This is a genomic window from Streptomyces sp. NPDC001194, from assembly GCF_042896985.1.
Classification (GTDB): domain Bacteria; phylum Actinomycetota; class Actinomycetes; order Streptomycetales; family Streptomycetaceae; genus Streptomyces.
The window spans coordinates 435,273-450,109 of the sequence record NZ_JBIAXU010000002.1; the positions used below are offsets into that span (position 1 = coordinate 435,273).

The window sequence follows — 14,837 nt, forward strand, 5'->3', positions numbered from 1 at the left end:
AGCCCGCACACCCCCCACAGCCCGCACGCAACCCCACCGACCAGGGCCGCCCGGCGTCCACAGACCCCGCCATCCGCCGGGCGGCCCTCATCCACGCGACACGTAACCAAGGAGATCCGCCTTGATACGCCCCGCCGCAGGAGTGCTCGCCGCCGCCCTGGCCGTGACGCTCCTGCCCGCCCTCCCGGCCGTGGCCGCCGCGCCGCCCGCCCCGCCCTCGGACGCGAAACTGGCCGCCGAGCCCGCGCGGCACGACCTGACCCGGGAGCAGTTCTACTTCGTCCTCCCGGACCGGTTCGCGAACGGCGATCCGCGCAACGACACCGGCGGCCTGACCGGCAGCCGGCTGGAGACCGGGCTGGACCCGACGGACAAGGGCTTCTACCAGGGCGGCGACCTCAAGGGGCTGACCGACCGGCTCGACTACATCAAGGGGCTCGGGACCACCGCCATCTGGATGGCGCCGATCTTCAAGAACCAGCCGGTGCAGGGGAAGGGGGCCGACGTCTCGGCCGGCTACCACGGCTACTGGATCACCGACTTCACGCAGGTCGACCCGCACTTCGGCACCAACGCCGACCTGGAGCGGCTGATCGACAAGGCGCACGCGAAGGGGATGAAGGTCTTCTTCGACGTCATCACCAACCACACGGCCGACGTCGTCGACTACCGGGAGCAGTCCTACTCCTACCTCTCCAAGGGGGCCTTCCCCTATCTGACGAAGGACGGGGTGCCGTTCGAGGACTCCGACTACGCGGACGGGAAGCGCAAGTTCCCCGCCGTGGACGCCGAGTCCTTCCCGCGGACCCCCTTCGTGCCCGAGGCGAAGAAGAACCTGAAGTCTCCCGCCTGGCTCAACGACCCGACGATGTACCACGACCGGGGCGACTCCACCTTCGCCGGCGAGTCCTCCGACCAGGGCGACTTCTTCGGCCTCGACGACCTGTGGACCGAACGCCCCGAGGTCGTCAGCGGGATGGAGAAGATCTACGAGAAGTGGGTCAAGGACTTCTCGATCGACGGCTTCCGCATCGACACGGTCAAGCACGTCAACACCGGGTTCTGGACGCAGTGGGCCACCGCCCTCGACAAGTACGCCGCCCAGCGCGGCCGGAAGAACTTCTTCATGTTCGGCGAGGTCTACTCCGCCGACACCGCCGTCACCTCCCCCTACGTGACGCAGGGCCGCCTCGACGCCACCCTCGACTTCCCGCTCCAGGACGCGATCCGGGCGTACGCCTCCCAGGGCGCGGCGGCCCCGCGACTGGGCTCCGTACTGGCCGACGACTACCGGTACACGACGGACAAGGCGAACGCGTACGAGCAGGTCACCTTCCTCGGCAACCACGACATGGGCCGTTTCGGGAGCTTCCTGAAGCAGGACCGGCCGGGGGCGGGGGAGCAGGAGCTGCTGGACCGCTACCGGCTCGCCAACGAGCTGATGTTCTTCTCCCGGGGCAACCCGGTGATCTACTCCGGCGACGAGCAGGGCTTCACGGGCGCGGGCGGTGACAAGGACGCCCGGCAGCCGCTGTTCGGCACGCGGATCGCGGACTACCTGGACGACGACCAGCTCGCGACGGCGCGCACCCACGCGAGCGATGCCTACGATCCGGGACACCCGCTCTACCGGCAGATCAGTGCTCTCTCGAAGCTGACGAAGGACCACCCCGCCCTGCGGGACGGCGTCCAGAGCGAACGTTTCGCCGACGGGTCCGTCTACGCCTTCGCCCGCACCGACGCCCGTACCCGCACCGAGTACCTCGTCGCCGCCAACAACGCCGCCGAACCCCGGACCGTCGAGCTCGACGCCCCGGCCGGCGCCCGGTACCGCACCCTGTACGGCGGCAGCGCCCTGCTCCGCGCCTCCGCGGCCGGCAAGCTCACCGTGACCGTCCCCGCCCTCGGCTCGGTGGTCCTCCAGGGCGCCGCGCCGCTCGCCGCCCCCGCCACCAAGCCCGCCCTGACCCTCAAGGCCCCGGCCCCCGGTGCCACCGGCACCGTCGAGCTCTCCGCCGACGTCACCGGCGGCGGCCTGAACCGGGTCGTCTTCGCCGCCCAGACCGGCACCGGCCACTGGCAGGTCCTCGGCTCCGCCGACCACGCCCCGTACAAGGTCACCCAGCACGTCACGGCCCCGGCCGGCACCGCCCTGCGCTACAAGGCCGTCGCCGTGGACGCCTCCGGCCGCACCGCGAGCGCCCTCGCCGAGTCCGTCTCCGGCCAGGTCCCGCCCACCCCGGTCCCCACCGCCACCCAGCGCGACTACGCGGTGGTCCACTACCGCCGCCCCGACGGCGACTACGCGAACTGGCGGCTGTACGCCTGGGGCGACCTCGCCGACGGCGAGGCCACTCCCTGGCCGGCCGGGCACGACTTCACCGGCCGCGACGCGTACGGCGCCTTCGCCTACGTCAAGCTCAAGCCCGGCGCCTCCTCCGTCGGCTACCTCGTCATCGACAAGGACGGCAACAAGGACGTCGCCACCGACCGCACCCTCGACGTGACGAAGAGCGGCGAGGTCTGGCTGGAGCAGGGCAAGGAGGCGGCCACCACCGACCGCCCCGCCCAACCGCCCCAGGACCAGGCCAAGGCCGTCCTCCACTACCAGCGCCCCGACGGCGCCTACGACGGCTGGGGCCTGCACGTCTGGACCGGCGCCGCGACCCCGACCGACTGGTCGAAGCCGCTGATGCCGGCCCGCACCGACTCCTACGGCGCCGTGTACGAGGTCCCGCTCGCGGCCGGGGCGACCAGCCTGAGCTACATCCTCCACAAGGGCGACGAGAAGGACCTGCCCACCGACCAGTCCCTCGACCTGAAGGCCACCGGCCACGAGGTCTGGATGCTGGGCGGCCGGGCCCCGTACCTCCTCCCGCAGCCCGCCGGCTCCTCCGCCGCCCTCGACCTCACCAAGTCCGAGGCCGTCTGGATCGACCGCTCCACCCTGGCCTGGAACGCCCCCGCGACCGCCGCCTCCCTCCAGCTCCTCGCCTCCCGCGAGGGCACGATCACCGCGGAGAACGGCGTCCTGCGCGCGGACGGCGCCCAGTGGCTGCGCCTGGCCAAGACCGAGCTCACCGCCGCCCAGAAGCAGAAGTTCCCGCACCTCGCGGCGTACGTCGCCTACTCCGTCGACCCCCGCGACCGGGACCGCGTACGGGACGCCCTGCGCGGGCAGCTCGTCGCGAGCGCCCGCACCGCGAACGGCGCCGTCCTCGCCGCGACCGGCGTCCAGCTCGCCGGCGTGCTCGACGACCTGTACGCGAACACCGCCGCCCTCGGCCCGGTCTTCAAGGACGGCCGACCCACCCTCTCCGTCTGGGCCCCCACCGCCCGCCAGGTCGCCCTCGAACTCGACGGCCGCACCGTCCCCATGCGCCGCGACGACACCACCGGCGTCTGGTCGGTGCGCGGCGAGCGCGGCTGGACCGGCAAGCCCTACCGCTACGACGTGACCGTGTGGGCCCCGAGCACCCGCCGGATGGTCCGCAACCTCGTCACCGACCCGTACTCCACCGCCCTGACCACCGACTCCACGTACAGCCTGGCCGTCGACCTGGCCGACCCGAAGCTGGCCCCGCCCGGCTGGCGCGGCCTGCGCAAGCCCGCGGCCGTCCCCTTCACCTCCGCCCAGATCCAGGAGCTCCACATCCGCGACTTCTCGGTCGCGGACCCCACGAGCACCCACCCCGGCCAGTACCTGGCGTTCACGGACACCGGCTCGGCGGGCATGCGGCACCTGCGTGAGCTGGCCGCCTCCGGCACCTCCTACGTCCACCTCCTGCCCGCCTTCGACATCGGCACGATCCCGGAGAAGGCCTCCGACCGCACCGAACCCGCCTGCGACCTGAAGGTGTACGCGCCGGACTCGCCCGAGCAGCAGGCCTGCGTGGCCGCCGCGGCGGCGAAGGACGCGTACAACTGGGGCTACGACCCGCTGCACTACACGGTGCCGGAGGGCTCGTACGCGAGCGACCCGAACGGCACCGCCCGCACGGTCGAGTTCCGCAGGATGGTCCAGTCGCTGAACGGGGCAGGCCTGCGGACCGTCATGGACGTGGTCTACAACCACACCGTGGCCTCCGGCCAGTCCGACAAGTCCGTCCTCGACCGGATCGTGCCGGGCTACTACCAGCGGCTGCTGGCGGACGGCTCGGTCGCCAACTCCACCTGCTGCGCCAACACCGCTCCCGAGAACGCCATGATGGGCCGGCTCGTCGTGGACTCGATCGTCACCTGGGCCAAGGAGTACAAGGTCGACGGCTTCCGCTTCGACCTGATGGGCCACCACCCGAAGGCGAACATCCTCGCCGTCCGCACGGCACTCGACGCCCTGACCGTCGCCAAGGACGGGGTCGACGGCAAGAAGATCATCCTCTACGGGGAGGGCTGGAACTTCGGCGAGGTCGCGGACGACGCCCGCTTCGTCCAGGCCACGCAGAAGAACATGGCCGGCACCGGCATCGCCACCTTCTCGGACCGCTCGCGCGACGCGGTCCGCGGCGGCGGCCCCTTCGACGAGGACCCGCGCGTCCAGGGCTTCGCCTCCGGCCTGTTCACCGCCCCGAACGCCTCGCCCGCGAACGGCACCGCGGACGAGCAGCGGGCCAGGCTGCTGCACGCCCAGGACCTGATCAAGGTCGGGCTCTCCGGCAACCTCGCCTCGTACGCCTTCACGGACAGCTCGGGCCGGCCCACCAAGGGCGCCGAGGTGGACTACAACGGCTCCCCGGCCGGATACGCGGCGGCTCCGGGCGACGCCCTCGCCTACGCCGACGCCCACGACAACGAGACCCTGGCCGACGCGCTGGCGTACAAGCTGGCGCCGGGCACCTCGGCCGCGGACCGGGCCCGGATGCAGGTCCTGGCGATGGCCGTCGGCACCCTTTCGCAGGGCCCGTCACTGTCCCAGGCGGGTACGGACCTGCTGCGCTCGAAGTCCCTCGACCGCAACTCGTACGACAGCGGCGACTGGTTCAACGCCGTCCACTGGGACTGCCGCGAGGGCAACGGCTTCGGCCGCGGCCTGCCGCCCGCCGCCGACAACGCCTCCAAGTGGCCGTACGCGAAGCCGCTGCTGGCCGGCGGCAAGGCACCGGGCTGCGCCGAGATCACGGGCGCGTCCGCCGCCTACCGCGACCTGCTGCGGATCCGTACGACGGAACCGGCCTTCGCCCTCACCACCCCCGAGGCGGTCCAGGCGGCGCTCGCCTTCCCGCTCTCCGGCAAGGACGAGACCCCCGGGGTGATCACGATGACCCTCGGCGACCTGGTGGTCGTCTTCAACGCCACCCCCGCCGCCCGGTCCCAGCGCGTCCCGGCCCTCGCGGGCACCGCCTACGCCCTGCACCCGGTCCAGGCGGCCGGCTCCGACCCCGCGGTCAAGCAGGCGGCGTACGACGCGAAGACGGGAGAGTTCACGACGCCGCCGCGCACGGTCGCGGTCTTCACACGACGGTGAGCTGATCGAGCCGCTTCTCGAGCAGGATCACCCCGTACACCTTCCCGTCCTTGCCCTCCTTGTGGGGGAACTCCCCGACCACCCGGTAGCCCGCACCCCGGTAGTACGCGAGCAGCCGGGGGTTGGTGGAGACGCAGTCCAGCCGCGCCCGCGGCAGTCCGGAACCGGCGATCCGGCGCTCGGCATGTTCGAGCATCCGCCGTCCGGCGCCCGCGGGCGCGGTTTCGCGGTCCACCATCAGCCGGTGCACGTAACCGGCGACCGGCGGCTGCACGCCCCAGGCCTCCTCGTCGGACCACCACAGCTCGTACGCGCCGATGATCAGCCCGTCGGCGTCGCCGGCGAGCCACACCTCGCCCTCGCGCATCTTCGCCAGGAAGTGCGCGGCGTCCTTGTCCCCGGGCTTCCACTGGTCGATCCCGTGCTTGCGCATCCACCGGGCGGCCTGGTCGTACAGGGTCACCAGCGTGGCGGCGTCCTTCTCCACGGCACGCCGGAACAAGATCCCGTCATTAATGATCACGGGCGCATTATCACGCGGATGATCACCGGGGGTCGGGAACGGCGGCCTCCACCGCCGGAGGCACCAGCCCCACGAGCCGCCCGACCAGCTCCCCGAACGGCCCGTCGGCCGGCTCGTCGCGAAGGATCCGGCCGAGGATGGCGGCCATCTCCGCGTCGTACGCGGCGCTCACGGCGGCCAGCGCGGCGAAGTCGTGCACGAGCTGCAGCTCCAGCTCGGACCGCGGGATCTTCCGCCCCTCCAGCCAGATCAGCGCGGTGGACTCCGCCAGCGACACCCAGGACCGCACCACGAGCTCCAGCCGCGCGGGCGGGTTCTCGATGCCGATGTGCGTCACGATCTGCTCGTAGGCGGCCTGCCGGACCTCGTCGATCATCGCGTTGGTCCGGTTGCTGCCGACGGCCGGGCCGCCGCGCATCAGCGCCGAGAAACCGGGCCCGTGGTCGTCGACGAACGCGAAGAACCGGCCCATGACGCGCAGCAGCCGCGCCCCCAGCGGACCTTCCCGGGGCTCGACGAAGCGCTGCGCGAGCTCGTCGGCGGCCCGCCGCAGAGCGGCCTCGTACAGGCTCAACTTGCCAGGGAAGTAGTGGTAGACGAGCGGCCGCGATATCCCCGCGGCCGCCGCGATCTCGTCGATCGACACGTCGTCGGGCGACCTGAGGCTGAACAGCTCCAGGGCCACGCCGATCAGCTGCTGCCGCCGCTCCTCGACACCCATCCTGCGCCGCGTCCCGGTAGTCATGCGCCACACCCTACTGGGCCTGCGGCGACGCTCAGAGGTCGAGGACCAGGTGGTCCTCCTGGGCGCGGGAGACGCAGAGCAGCATCGAGTCCTCGCGCTCCTGGTCCGTGAGGAGGGTGTCGCGGTGGTCGACCTCGCCCGCGAGGACCCGGTGTTGGCAGGTGCCGCAGAAGCCCTGCTCGCAGGAGTACGGGGTGTCGGGCAGCTCCCGGCGCACCGCGGCCAGGGTGGATTCGTCCCTCCCGACCTCGATCGTGCGGCCCGAGCGGTGGAGTTCGACCGTGAAGGGGCGGGAGGTCCCGGTGTCGGGGGCCGCGGTGAAGCGTTCCAGGTGGACCGCGGCGGTGGGCGGGGCTGCCGCTTCCACCGCCTTCATCAAGGGGGCCGGTCCGCAGCAGTAGACGAGGGTGCCGGGGGCCGCCGAGGCGAGCGGGCCCAGGTCGGGGAGGCCGGCCTCGTCCTCGGGGACGAGGGTGACCCGGGAGCCGTACGCGGCCAGTTCGGCGGTGAACGGCATGGAGGAGCGCGAGCGGCCGCCGTACAGGAGGGTCCAGTCCGCACCCGCCGCCGCGGCCTCGCGCAGCATCGGGAGGATCGGGGTGATGCCGATGCCGCCCGCGACGAAGGCGTACGAGGAGGACGGCACCAGCTCGAAGCGGTTGCGGGGCGGGCGTACGGGGAGTTCGGCACCCTCCACCAGCTGGGCGTGCGCCTCCCGGGAGCCCCCGCGGCCGTCCTCGATCAGCCGGATCGCGATCGTGTAGCGGCCCGCGTCGGCCGGGTCTCCGCAGAGGCTGTACTGGCGGACCAGGCCCGACGGGAGCTGTACGTCCACGTGCGCGCCCGGGGTCCACGGCGGGAGCTCCGGGGATTCGAGGGTCAGCATCACCACCCCGTCGGCGGGCTCCGTGCGGGACACGATCAGCGCGGGCAGCCACCGCCGGGGGGAGCGGCCCGAGACCGGGGTCTCCAGCGCGGGGAGGGGCCACAGCGGGGAGCGGGCGATGCGCCCCCGCAGGGCGCGCCGGGTCAGCAGGGCCGCGCCGGCCACCGCCGCCAGCTTCAGGGCGCGGCTCATGCGATGGCACCGCCGTTCGCGCCGGGGGAGGAGGCCAGGTAGGCCACGGCCTGGGCCGTGGAGCCTCCCTGGGACGGGTGGTACGTACGGGACAGGTACGTCGGGATCGACTTGAGCATCGCCCCCGCCGAGGGCAGCGTGCCCTGCCGGCCCGCCCGGAAGAACTGGCCGAGGGAGGCCTTGGCGGCGGGCAGCTCCGGGTCGTTCTCCATGAAGAAGCGGGTGCCCCGCTGCCACAGGAAGACGAGCGCCGTGAAGGCGGTGGCCCAGGTGCGGGCCCGCCGGTGGTAGCCGCCGTCCACGTGCATGAAGAGGTCGAAGGCCACCGAGCGGTGCTCCACCTCCTCCGCACCGTGCCAGCGCAGCAGGTCCAGCATCACCGGGTCCGCGCCCCGGCGGTCCAGTTCGTCCGCGTTGAGCACCCAGTCCCCGAGGAACGCCGTGTAGTGCTCGATCGCCGCGATCAGCGCGACCCGCTCCATCAGCCACCAGTGCCGGGCCCTGCCCGGAGGCAGCGTCCGGTCGCCGAGCAGCTTCTCGAAGAGCCAGTCCACCTGCGCCGTGTAGGGCGTCGGGTCCAGGCCCAGCCGCTTGAGGTGGGGGAGCACGTCGTCGTGGGCGGCGGCGTGCATGGCCTCCTGCCCGATGAAACCGACGACGTCCGCCCGCAGTTGCTCGTCCTTGATGTACGGGAGCACCTGCTTGTAGACGTGCACGAACCAGCGCTCGCCCGCGGGCAGCAGCAGGTGCAGCACGTTGATGGTGTGGGTGGCGAACGGGTCGCCGGGCAGCCAGTGGAGCGGGGTGTCCTCCCAGCCGAAGGACACGTTCCGCGCCTTGAGCTCGATGTGCTCCGACGCCACGGGGGCGGGCGCGTGCGGCGTATTAGACATGGCGTCAATGTACTGAGGGGTAGGGGAGAGGAAAACCCCTCTGCGCCCACCACTTCACGCAGGAGTCCCCCGGACGCGGTGTGCGTCCGGGGGACTCCTGCGGTGTGCCGCCTCGCGGCAGGGCCTGGCGCTCGGCCTAGCGCTCGGCGTGGCCGCTCGCGAGGGCCCACTCGCGGTTGAGGGCGCCCAGGGGGATCTTGCGCTCGAAGAGCGGCGTGCCGAACAGGGAGAGCTGCAGGTGCAGGTTCCCGCTCAGGTCGAAGCCGCCGTACAGCGCCCACGAGCCGCTGAGGGAGGTCTTGCCGTCGCTGGACGCGCTCGCCTTGGCATCGGCCTCGCCGCGCAGGTACGGGGCGAAGTCCGCGCTGACGCCGACGGCCCCGTACAGGCCGACGGAGGCCTCGGCGCCGAGCGCGCCCTTGACCTTGCCGGAGGCGGTGACGGTCGCCGTGACCGGCGTGCTCTTGACGTTGGACTGGCTGACCGGGGTCCAGCCCTTGCCCAGGGCGTACGTGCCGCCGACCTTGAAGTCGCCCTTGACGTCCTGCTGGACGTCGAGGGTGACGCGGCCGTCGGCCTCCACCTGGACGTAGCAGGTCATGTCGAGGTTGACGACGACCGGCACCGGGCCGACCTGGATGACGGGGGCGCTGTGCAGCTTGGCGAACGGGATCCGCTTGGGCGCTCCGGTGCTCGCGGCGGCGCGGCCCTGGAGCTTCCACTGCGAGGACCAGTCGCCGCTCATGCCGAGGAAGGCGCCGCGCGGGCCGGAGCCGCCGCTGCCGTCGTAGGAGAACTCCACCTGCGGGGCGAGCTGGACGAATCCGGACACCGAGGCGCCCGCCGAGGCGGGGGCGTCCGGGGCGGTGTCGACGGCGGCGTTCACGTCGAGCCGCAAGTTGCCGAGCGGGAGCTTCGCGCCCTCGGGGCCGAACTTCACGCCCCCGGTCTTGGCCCAGGAGAAGGTGACGCCCTTCATCAGGGGCTCGACGGTGACCGACGACGGGTCGACGGGGACCTTGCCGTCGGCCTTGTCGTCGTTCAGGACGGCGGCCAGCGTCGTGGAGGCGGTCTTGACCTCGGTGCCGCGGTCGGTCTTCCCGACCACCTCGGTGACCTTGGCGAGCAGGCCGTTGGGGGCGCCGGGCGCCGGTGCGCTGGCGATGACGTCGCCCACGGCGACGGGCTTGTCGGCCGGCGGGGAGGCGGAGGCGGACGCGGAGCCGGAGGGCTTGGCGGAGGCGGAGGGGGTGGTGGACTTGCCGGGTGCGGGCCCCTGGGGGGCCTTGGCTATGACGGCCCGTCCGCTCGCCTGGTCGTACGAGGCGACCTTGAACGAGGACTGCTCCGTCCTGCCCTTCGCGCCGGCGCGGGCCACGGCCGCCGGGGTCGGCGTCCCCTGCGGCGCGGCGGCCACGTCGAGCTGCTGCGACGTGCCGTCGCCGGCGGGCGCGAGGGTGGCGGGGGCGGCCGCGTCGGCGGCCCCGGTGTGCGGGGTCGAGGAGCAGCCGGTGGCGGTGAGCGCGAGTGTGGTCAGGCCGGGAAGCAGGAGCCGTCGGGCGAGCATGCGCACGTGGGTGAACCTTCAGTACGTGAGGGGGGTGTGGGTGGGTTACCGAGTGGTAACCGGAATCCGATCATGCCATGTGCGCTATGCGGCCGTCATGTCCGGATCCCGCCAACTCCCCGACCAGTCCTGATGGTTGAGGCACCTTACGGTTGAAGATTCACCCACGTCCTCGCGGGGCTACCGCAGCACTCCCGCCTTCGTGCCGTCCGTCAGCTTGCCCGCCAGCTCCACCTGCGCGCCCGCCGGAGCCTTCACCGCCAGCCGGTTGCCGTTCGCCGACCCGTTCACCCCGCCGCCCGACACGGACAGCGAGGCGAACTGCGCGCTGCCCGCCGCCAGTACGTACCACTGGCCGGCCTTCGACTTCCACAGCACGCCCGCCAGCACCCGCGGCTCCCGCGCCCCGCAGGCGGGCGAGCCCTCCGCCTTCGCCGCCTGCGCCGCCAGCGGGGCGCCCGGGGCCAGGAACTGCGCCTGCACCCGGTCCTCCGTACCCGCCCAGGTCTCGGCCCGGGTGCACAGCCAGGTCGCCGTGCCGTCGCCCTCGGGCAGCGGCTGCTTCGCGTACGTCCAGGCGTTGACGCTGCGGACGCCGTGCGAGCGGACCGACGGCAGCAGGCACGCGATCCGCGACCAGTCGCCCAGCTCCGCCCCCTCGGCCACGTCGCGCTCCGCGCCCGGCGCGCCCGAGGTCAGCCGGGCCGGGGTCAGCTCGCCGAGGTCGGTGACCAGCCGGGTTGCGCCGCCGCCGGTCAGGGCCAGGGCGTTCCAGCCGGTGCAGTTGCCCGCCGGGGCCGGGCTCGCCACCGGCGGGGTGACCCCGTCCCGGCCCGGCTTCAGCGCCACCGGGGAGTCGCCGGGCTTGAGCAGGTCCCGCAGCCCCACCCCGGTGACCCACGGCGCGGTCAGGTAGCGGACGTTGCCGTCGACCCGGCTCAGTACGAGCGCGGTCGCGCTCTCCGCCGAGGCGGCGTCGGTCCGGGCGAAGTCGAGCGCGGCGACCGAGGTCCCGGTGCGGGGCTCGGCGTACCGGACCACGCGCAGGCCGTCGTACAGCAGGACCACGACCGCCTGGTCGACGGTGCCCGCGAACAGCAGCTGCGGCGGGCCCATCGGCGGCCCGGGAGGGGTGCCGGGCGTGGCCGAGGCGACGACGGTCGAGCCGGGCCGGGCCCAGACGGCCAGCGCCCGGCGCAGCAGTTCGGCGTCGTCGGTGCGGTCGCCGCGGGCGGGCCAGGTGGAGAAACCCGTACGGGAGGACGTGCGCCAGGCGGTGGGCGCGACCCGGACCAGCCTGCCCGGATCCAGGGCCTGCTCCGCCGCCGCGTTGAGCGCGTACGGCGGCGCCGCGGCCCCGTCCGCGCCCCAGCCGCCGCCGGGCAGCGCGAGCAGCGCCCCGCACACGGCGAGGGCGGCCGCGGCGGCCAGGCCGGCCCGCGCGAACCGGCGCCGGCGCAGCAGGTCGGTGGGGCGGGCCTGGAGGGCGCACGGATCGAACTCGGGGGACGCGAACAGGGAGTCGTTGGCCGGATCGCCCGACTCCGCGACCGCGACGGCGGGGTTCGCCACCCCGGCCTCCGCGAGCACCCGGAGCACCTCCGGCTCCGGCAGTCGCTCCAGGGCGCGCAGTACGCAGGCCGCGCGGCCGGGGCCGTCGAGGGTGGCCAGCCACTGGTCCAGGGCCAGCTCCTCGGCCCCGCCGGAGCGCGGGAACAGCCGCAGCCCCCACACCTGGGGGAGAAGCGGAGGCAGTTGCGCCCGCCTGGGCAGTGCCCGGAACGTCAGCGGGATCCCGGCCTCCAGGGCCGCGCGCAACACCCTCAGCCGGACGTACGCGTAACCCGAGTCGGCTCCCGGGGTCCCGCGCTGGCCCGGAACCCCGCCCTGCACGGCTGCTGCGGCGGCGGCCTCCGCACCGGCGCCCCGCCGCCCGCGCGGGAGCGCCCGCTGGGCCAGCGAATGGGCGGTGAGCACCCGCCGGTTGCGGCCGAGGGAGGGCGGCAGCACCAGGTAGGCGAGCCGCACCAGCCGCGGGTAGTGCTCGACGATGGCGGCCTCGGCCAGCTCGACGTCGGGCGGCACGGGAGACGGGGGGCGGGTGGCGGTGTCCGGCGCAGTCACGTTCAGCAGAACGAGCGAATCGTCGGATGGTCACCCGTCCCCGGGTCGCGCGTTCGGGCCGCGAGCCGCCGGGCCGAACGGGGGCCGGGCCGCCCGGGATCAGGCCGTCAGGCGGGTGCGGAGCGCCTCGACCGTCTCGTCGGGGACGCCGAGGCCCTCGCGCACGTACTTCTCCATCGAGCCGTACCGCGTGCCCACCTCGTCGAGCGCGGCCTGCAGGTACTCGGGGAACACGCCGATCAGGCCCAGGGCGATGTCCGGGTTGCCGCCGGCGACGGTGAAGCCCTCGATCATCGGCGCGAACGCCTGCTTGACCGCCGGATTGACGGACAGGTATTCGGCCATCAGGGTCTCGTCGTCCGCGCCGAGCAGCGCCAGGACGACGGTCGCGCCCCAGCCCGTACGGTCCTTGCCCGCCGTGCAGTGGAACAGCAGCGGGCCGGCCTGCGGGTCCGCGAGCTCGGTGAGCAGGGTCCGATACGCGGCCTGCGCGGAAGCGGTGGACACGAAGGACCGGTAGGTGTCGGCGAACAGCGCCTGCACCTTGCCGCCGCCCAGGTGCTCCTCGGCCATCGCCGGGTCGGACAGGAGGTCCTTGAGCTGGGTGGCGGCCGGCATCTTCCCGGAGTTCATCTTGTCGGCGAGGACGTCCTCGACCAGGAGGCGTACGCCCTCCGGTATCCGGTCCGGGTGGTCGGCCCGCTCGGCGTCGGTGCGGAAGTCGATGACCGTGCGCAGACCCAGCGCGGCCACCACCGGGTCGGCGTCCACGTCGAGCCGGTCCAGCTGGCCGGAGCGCAGGACCAGGCCGGGGCGGACGGTGCGGCCGCCCGCCAGGGGGGTGCCGCCGAGGTCGCGGAGGTTGGCGACGGTGGTGGAGGGGGTGGTCGTGGTCATCGTGGCGGCTCCAGCGGTGTGCGTGCGGCGTGGGTGGTGCGGTGGAGGGTGAAGCGGTGGCGGTGATGCGGTGGCGGGTGCGGCGGATATTCGTTCATCCGATTTTCGGGTGTTTTGCCCCGGATAGGTAATCGAAGGCGAGGGACAGTCCGACCCCGAGCCCCAGTGCCGCCAGGTGCCCGGCGTCCGTGAAGTTCCGGTCCCGCCCCAGCGCCGGCCGTGCGGCGAGCGCCAGCAGCCCCACCCGTGCGGCCGTGCGGACCGGGCCGCGCGGCAGCGAGGAGGTCAGCGCGCCGAGCACCGCGTTGAAGCCGTAGCTGGCGCCCACGTCCAGGGCCCGCCGGGTCGGGGCGTCCGCCGTTCCGCGCAGGGCGCCGAACACCAGGAGCGTCGCCGCGGCGTGGCCGAAGAGGAACACCCCGGCCGTCCACCAGGCCCCGTACGCGTACTCCGCGTACCCGAGGGTCGCGACGAGCAGCAGCGCGTACGGCAGCGGCATGGGCTCCTCGACGACGAAGGCGCTGCTCAGCAGGGTGTCCCAGCGGCCGGCCGCGAGATTGTCGACATTCGTCGAGCAGCCGCGCAGCACGCGCTCGCGCTCCGCCGGCCCCCGTCGCTCCAGGGCGTAGGCGCCGAGCTGGAGCCCGCCCGCATACACCACGCCGAGGGCCGGCGGCGGCCACAGCAGTGATTTCATCCGATCATGATCGGATACGACCCTCGGACTGGCGGAACCGGGGCCCGTGCGAGCATGTTTCAGCCATGCCAGGAACCCCCGCGCCGCTGCGCGTCACACGGGCCGCGATGTTCGCGGCGGTGTGCACCGCATTGGGCGCTGTGGGGCATTCGTACATGTCTGGCGTTGATATTCCCCTGATAGGCCTTCTGGGTGCTTTCGGGGTGACGGCCGGGCTCGCCTGGCTCGGCGCCGGGCGCCGCCGCGGGCCGGCCGGGATCAGCGCGTCACTGCTCGCCGTGCAGGGCGTACTGCACCTGCTCTTCTCGGGCAGCCAGGCGGGGGGTGCGGGCCACCGGGTCCCGACGGCCGTGCCCGTGACCGAGCACCACCCCGTGCCGGGCGGCGTGCACGCCGTGCATTCCATGGACGGCATGGCGGACGCGCACGGCCTCGCCGACATGGGCGCGATGGCCGACATGAGCGCGATGACCGGCCTGCCCGGGATGGACGGCATGAGCGGCATGGCCGGGCACGGCGGACTCGGCATGATCGCCGCCCACGTACTCGCCGGTCTGTTCTGCGCCGCCTGGCTGGCCCGGGGCGAGGCCGCCGTGTTCCGGCTGGCACCGGTCCTCGGCGCCGCGGCGCTGCTGGCGGCCCGCCCGCTGGCCCGCGCGTTCGCGCTGCTCCGGGCCCGCGTGGCCCCCGTACCGGCGCCGCCCGCGCCCCGGCCCTCGTACGAACCCCCGCGCAGGCTGCGCGGAGCGGTGCCCGCCCACGCCCTGGTGCGCCGCGGGCCGCCCCGCCGGCCGCACACCCGCGCCACGGCCCCCGGCCGCAGCGCCCTCGCCGTCTGAAGGACCGGCC

The 14,837-nt window shown here is 73.6% G+C and carries 10 protein-coding genes; 2 read left to right on the forward strand and 8 right to left on the reverse strand.

Annotated features, from left to right (window positions below):
* The first annotated feature begins 121 nt into the window (after positions 1–121).
* Positions 122–5,464, forward strand: a complete 5,343-nt coding sequence (pulA, locus tag ACFY1T_RS06720) for a pullulanase-type alpha-1,6-glucosidase (RefSeq protein ID WP_390787256.1) — start codon at positions 122–124, stop codon at positions 5,462–5,464.
* Here the strand turns inward: pulA and ACFY1T_RS06725 are convergent.
* The 8 genes from ACFY1T_RS06725 to ACFY1T_RS06760 form a co-directional block, all read right to left on the reverse strand.
* Positions 5,451–5,987 carry a GNAT family N-acetyltransferase gene (locus ACFY1T_RS06725; RefSeq protein ID WP_030872118.1) on the reverse strand — a complete coding sequence of 179 codons (537 nt, stop codon included), beginning with the start codon at positions 5,985–5,987 and terminating at the stop codon, positions 5,451–5,453. The two genes, pulA and ACFY1T_RS06725, sit on opposite strands and share 14 nt — an antisense overlap.
* A gap of 22 nt (positions 5,988–6,009) precedes the next feature.
* Positions 6,010–6,732 (reverse strand): TetR/AcrR family transcriptional regulator, encoded by a 723-nt coding sequence (locus ACFY1T_RS06730; protein WP_390787257.1) that lies wholly within the window; start codon positions 6,730–6,732, stop codon positions 6,010–6,012.
* Positions 6,733–6,763: 31 nt separating this feature from the next.
* On the reverse strand, positions 6,764–7,810 hold the full coding sequence (locus tag ACFY1T_RS06735) for a PDR/VanB family oxidoreductase (protein ID WP_390787258.1): 1,047 nt from the start codon (positions 7,808–7,810) through the stop codon (positions 6,764–6,766).
* Complete coding sequence (locus ACFY1T_RS06740; protein WP_390787259.1) at positions 7,807–8,703, reverse strand: metal-dependent hydrolase; 897 nt, start codon at positions 8,701–8,703, stop codon at positions 7,807–7,809. The genes ACFY1T_RS06735 and ACFY1T_RS06740 overlap by 4 nt, the downstream gene beginning before the upstream one ends.
* Positions 8,704–8,839: 136 nt before the next feature.
* A complete protein-coding gene (locus ACFY1T_RS06745; RefSeq protein ID WP_390787260.1) occupies positions 8,840–10,276 on the reverse strand; it encodes a hypothetical protein in 1,437 nt (478 codons plus the stop codon).
* A 174-nt stretch (positions 10,277–10,450) separates the two neighbouring features.
* Positions 10,451–12,394 (reverse strand): hypothetical protein, encoded by a 1,944-nt coding sequence (locus tag ACFY1T_RS06750; RefSeq protein WP_390787261.1) that lies wholly within the window; start codon positions 12,392–12,394, stop codon positions 10,451–10,453.
* 99 nt (positions 12,395–12,493) lie between these two features.
* Positions 12,494–13,291 carry a tyrosine-protein phosphatase gene (locus ACFY1T_RS06755; RefSeq protein ID WP_390787262.1) on the reverse strand — a complete coding sequence of 266 codons (798 nt, stop codon included), beginning with the start codon at positions 13,289–13,291 and terminating at the stop codon, positions 12,494–12,496.
* Positions 13,292–13,385: 94 nt separating this feature from the next.
* Positions 13,386–13,988 (reverse strand): rhomboid-like protein, encoded by a 603-nt coding sequence (locus ACFY1T_RS06760; RefSeq protein WP_390787263.1) that lies wholly within the window; start codon positions 13,986–13,988, stop codon positions 13,386–13,388.
* Positions 13,989–14,191: 203 nt separating this feature from the next.
* On the opposite strand from ACFY1T_RS06760, the gene ACFY1T_RS06765 reads away from it, so the two are divergent.
* Entirely contained in the window at positions 14,192–14,827 is a 636-nt protein-coding gene (locus tag ACFY1T_RS06765; RefSeq protein WP_390787264.1) for a hypothetical protein, read from the forward strand.
* Positions 14,828–14,837 lie beyond the last annotated feature (10 nt).

Bases quoted from the DNA above. Each gene is read 5' to 3' on its own strand.
- ACFY1T_RS06740 (WP_390787259.1), bottom strand. From the start codon at position 8,703: ATGTCTAATACGCCGCACGCGCCCGCCCCCGTGGCGTCGGAGCACATC.
- ACFY1T_RS06755 (WP_390787262.1), bottom strand. From the start codon at position 13,291: ATGACCACGACCACCCCCTCCACCACCGTCGCCAACCTCCGCGACCTC.
- ACFY1T_RS06735 (WP_390787258.1), bottom strand. From the start codon at position 7,810: ATGAGCCGCGCCCTGAAGCTGGCGGCGGTGGCCGGCGCGGCCCTGCTG.
- ACFY1T_RS06730 (WP_390787257.1), bottom strand. From the start codon at position 6,732: ATGACTACCGGGACGCGGCGCAGGATGGGTGTCGAGGAGCGGCGGCAG.
- ACFY1T_RS06760 (WP_390787263.1), bottom strand. From the start codon at position 13,988: ATGAAATCACTGCTGTGGCCGCCGCCGGCCCTCGGCGTGGTGTATGCG.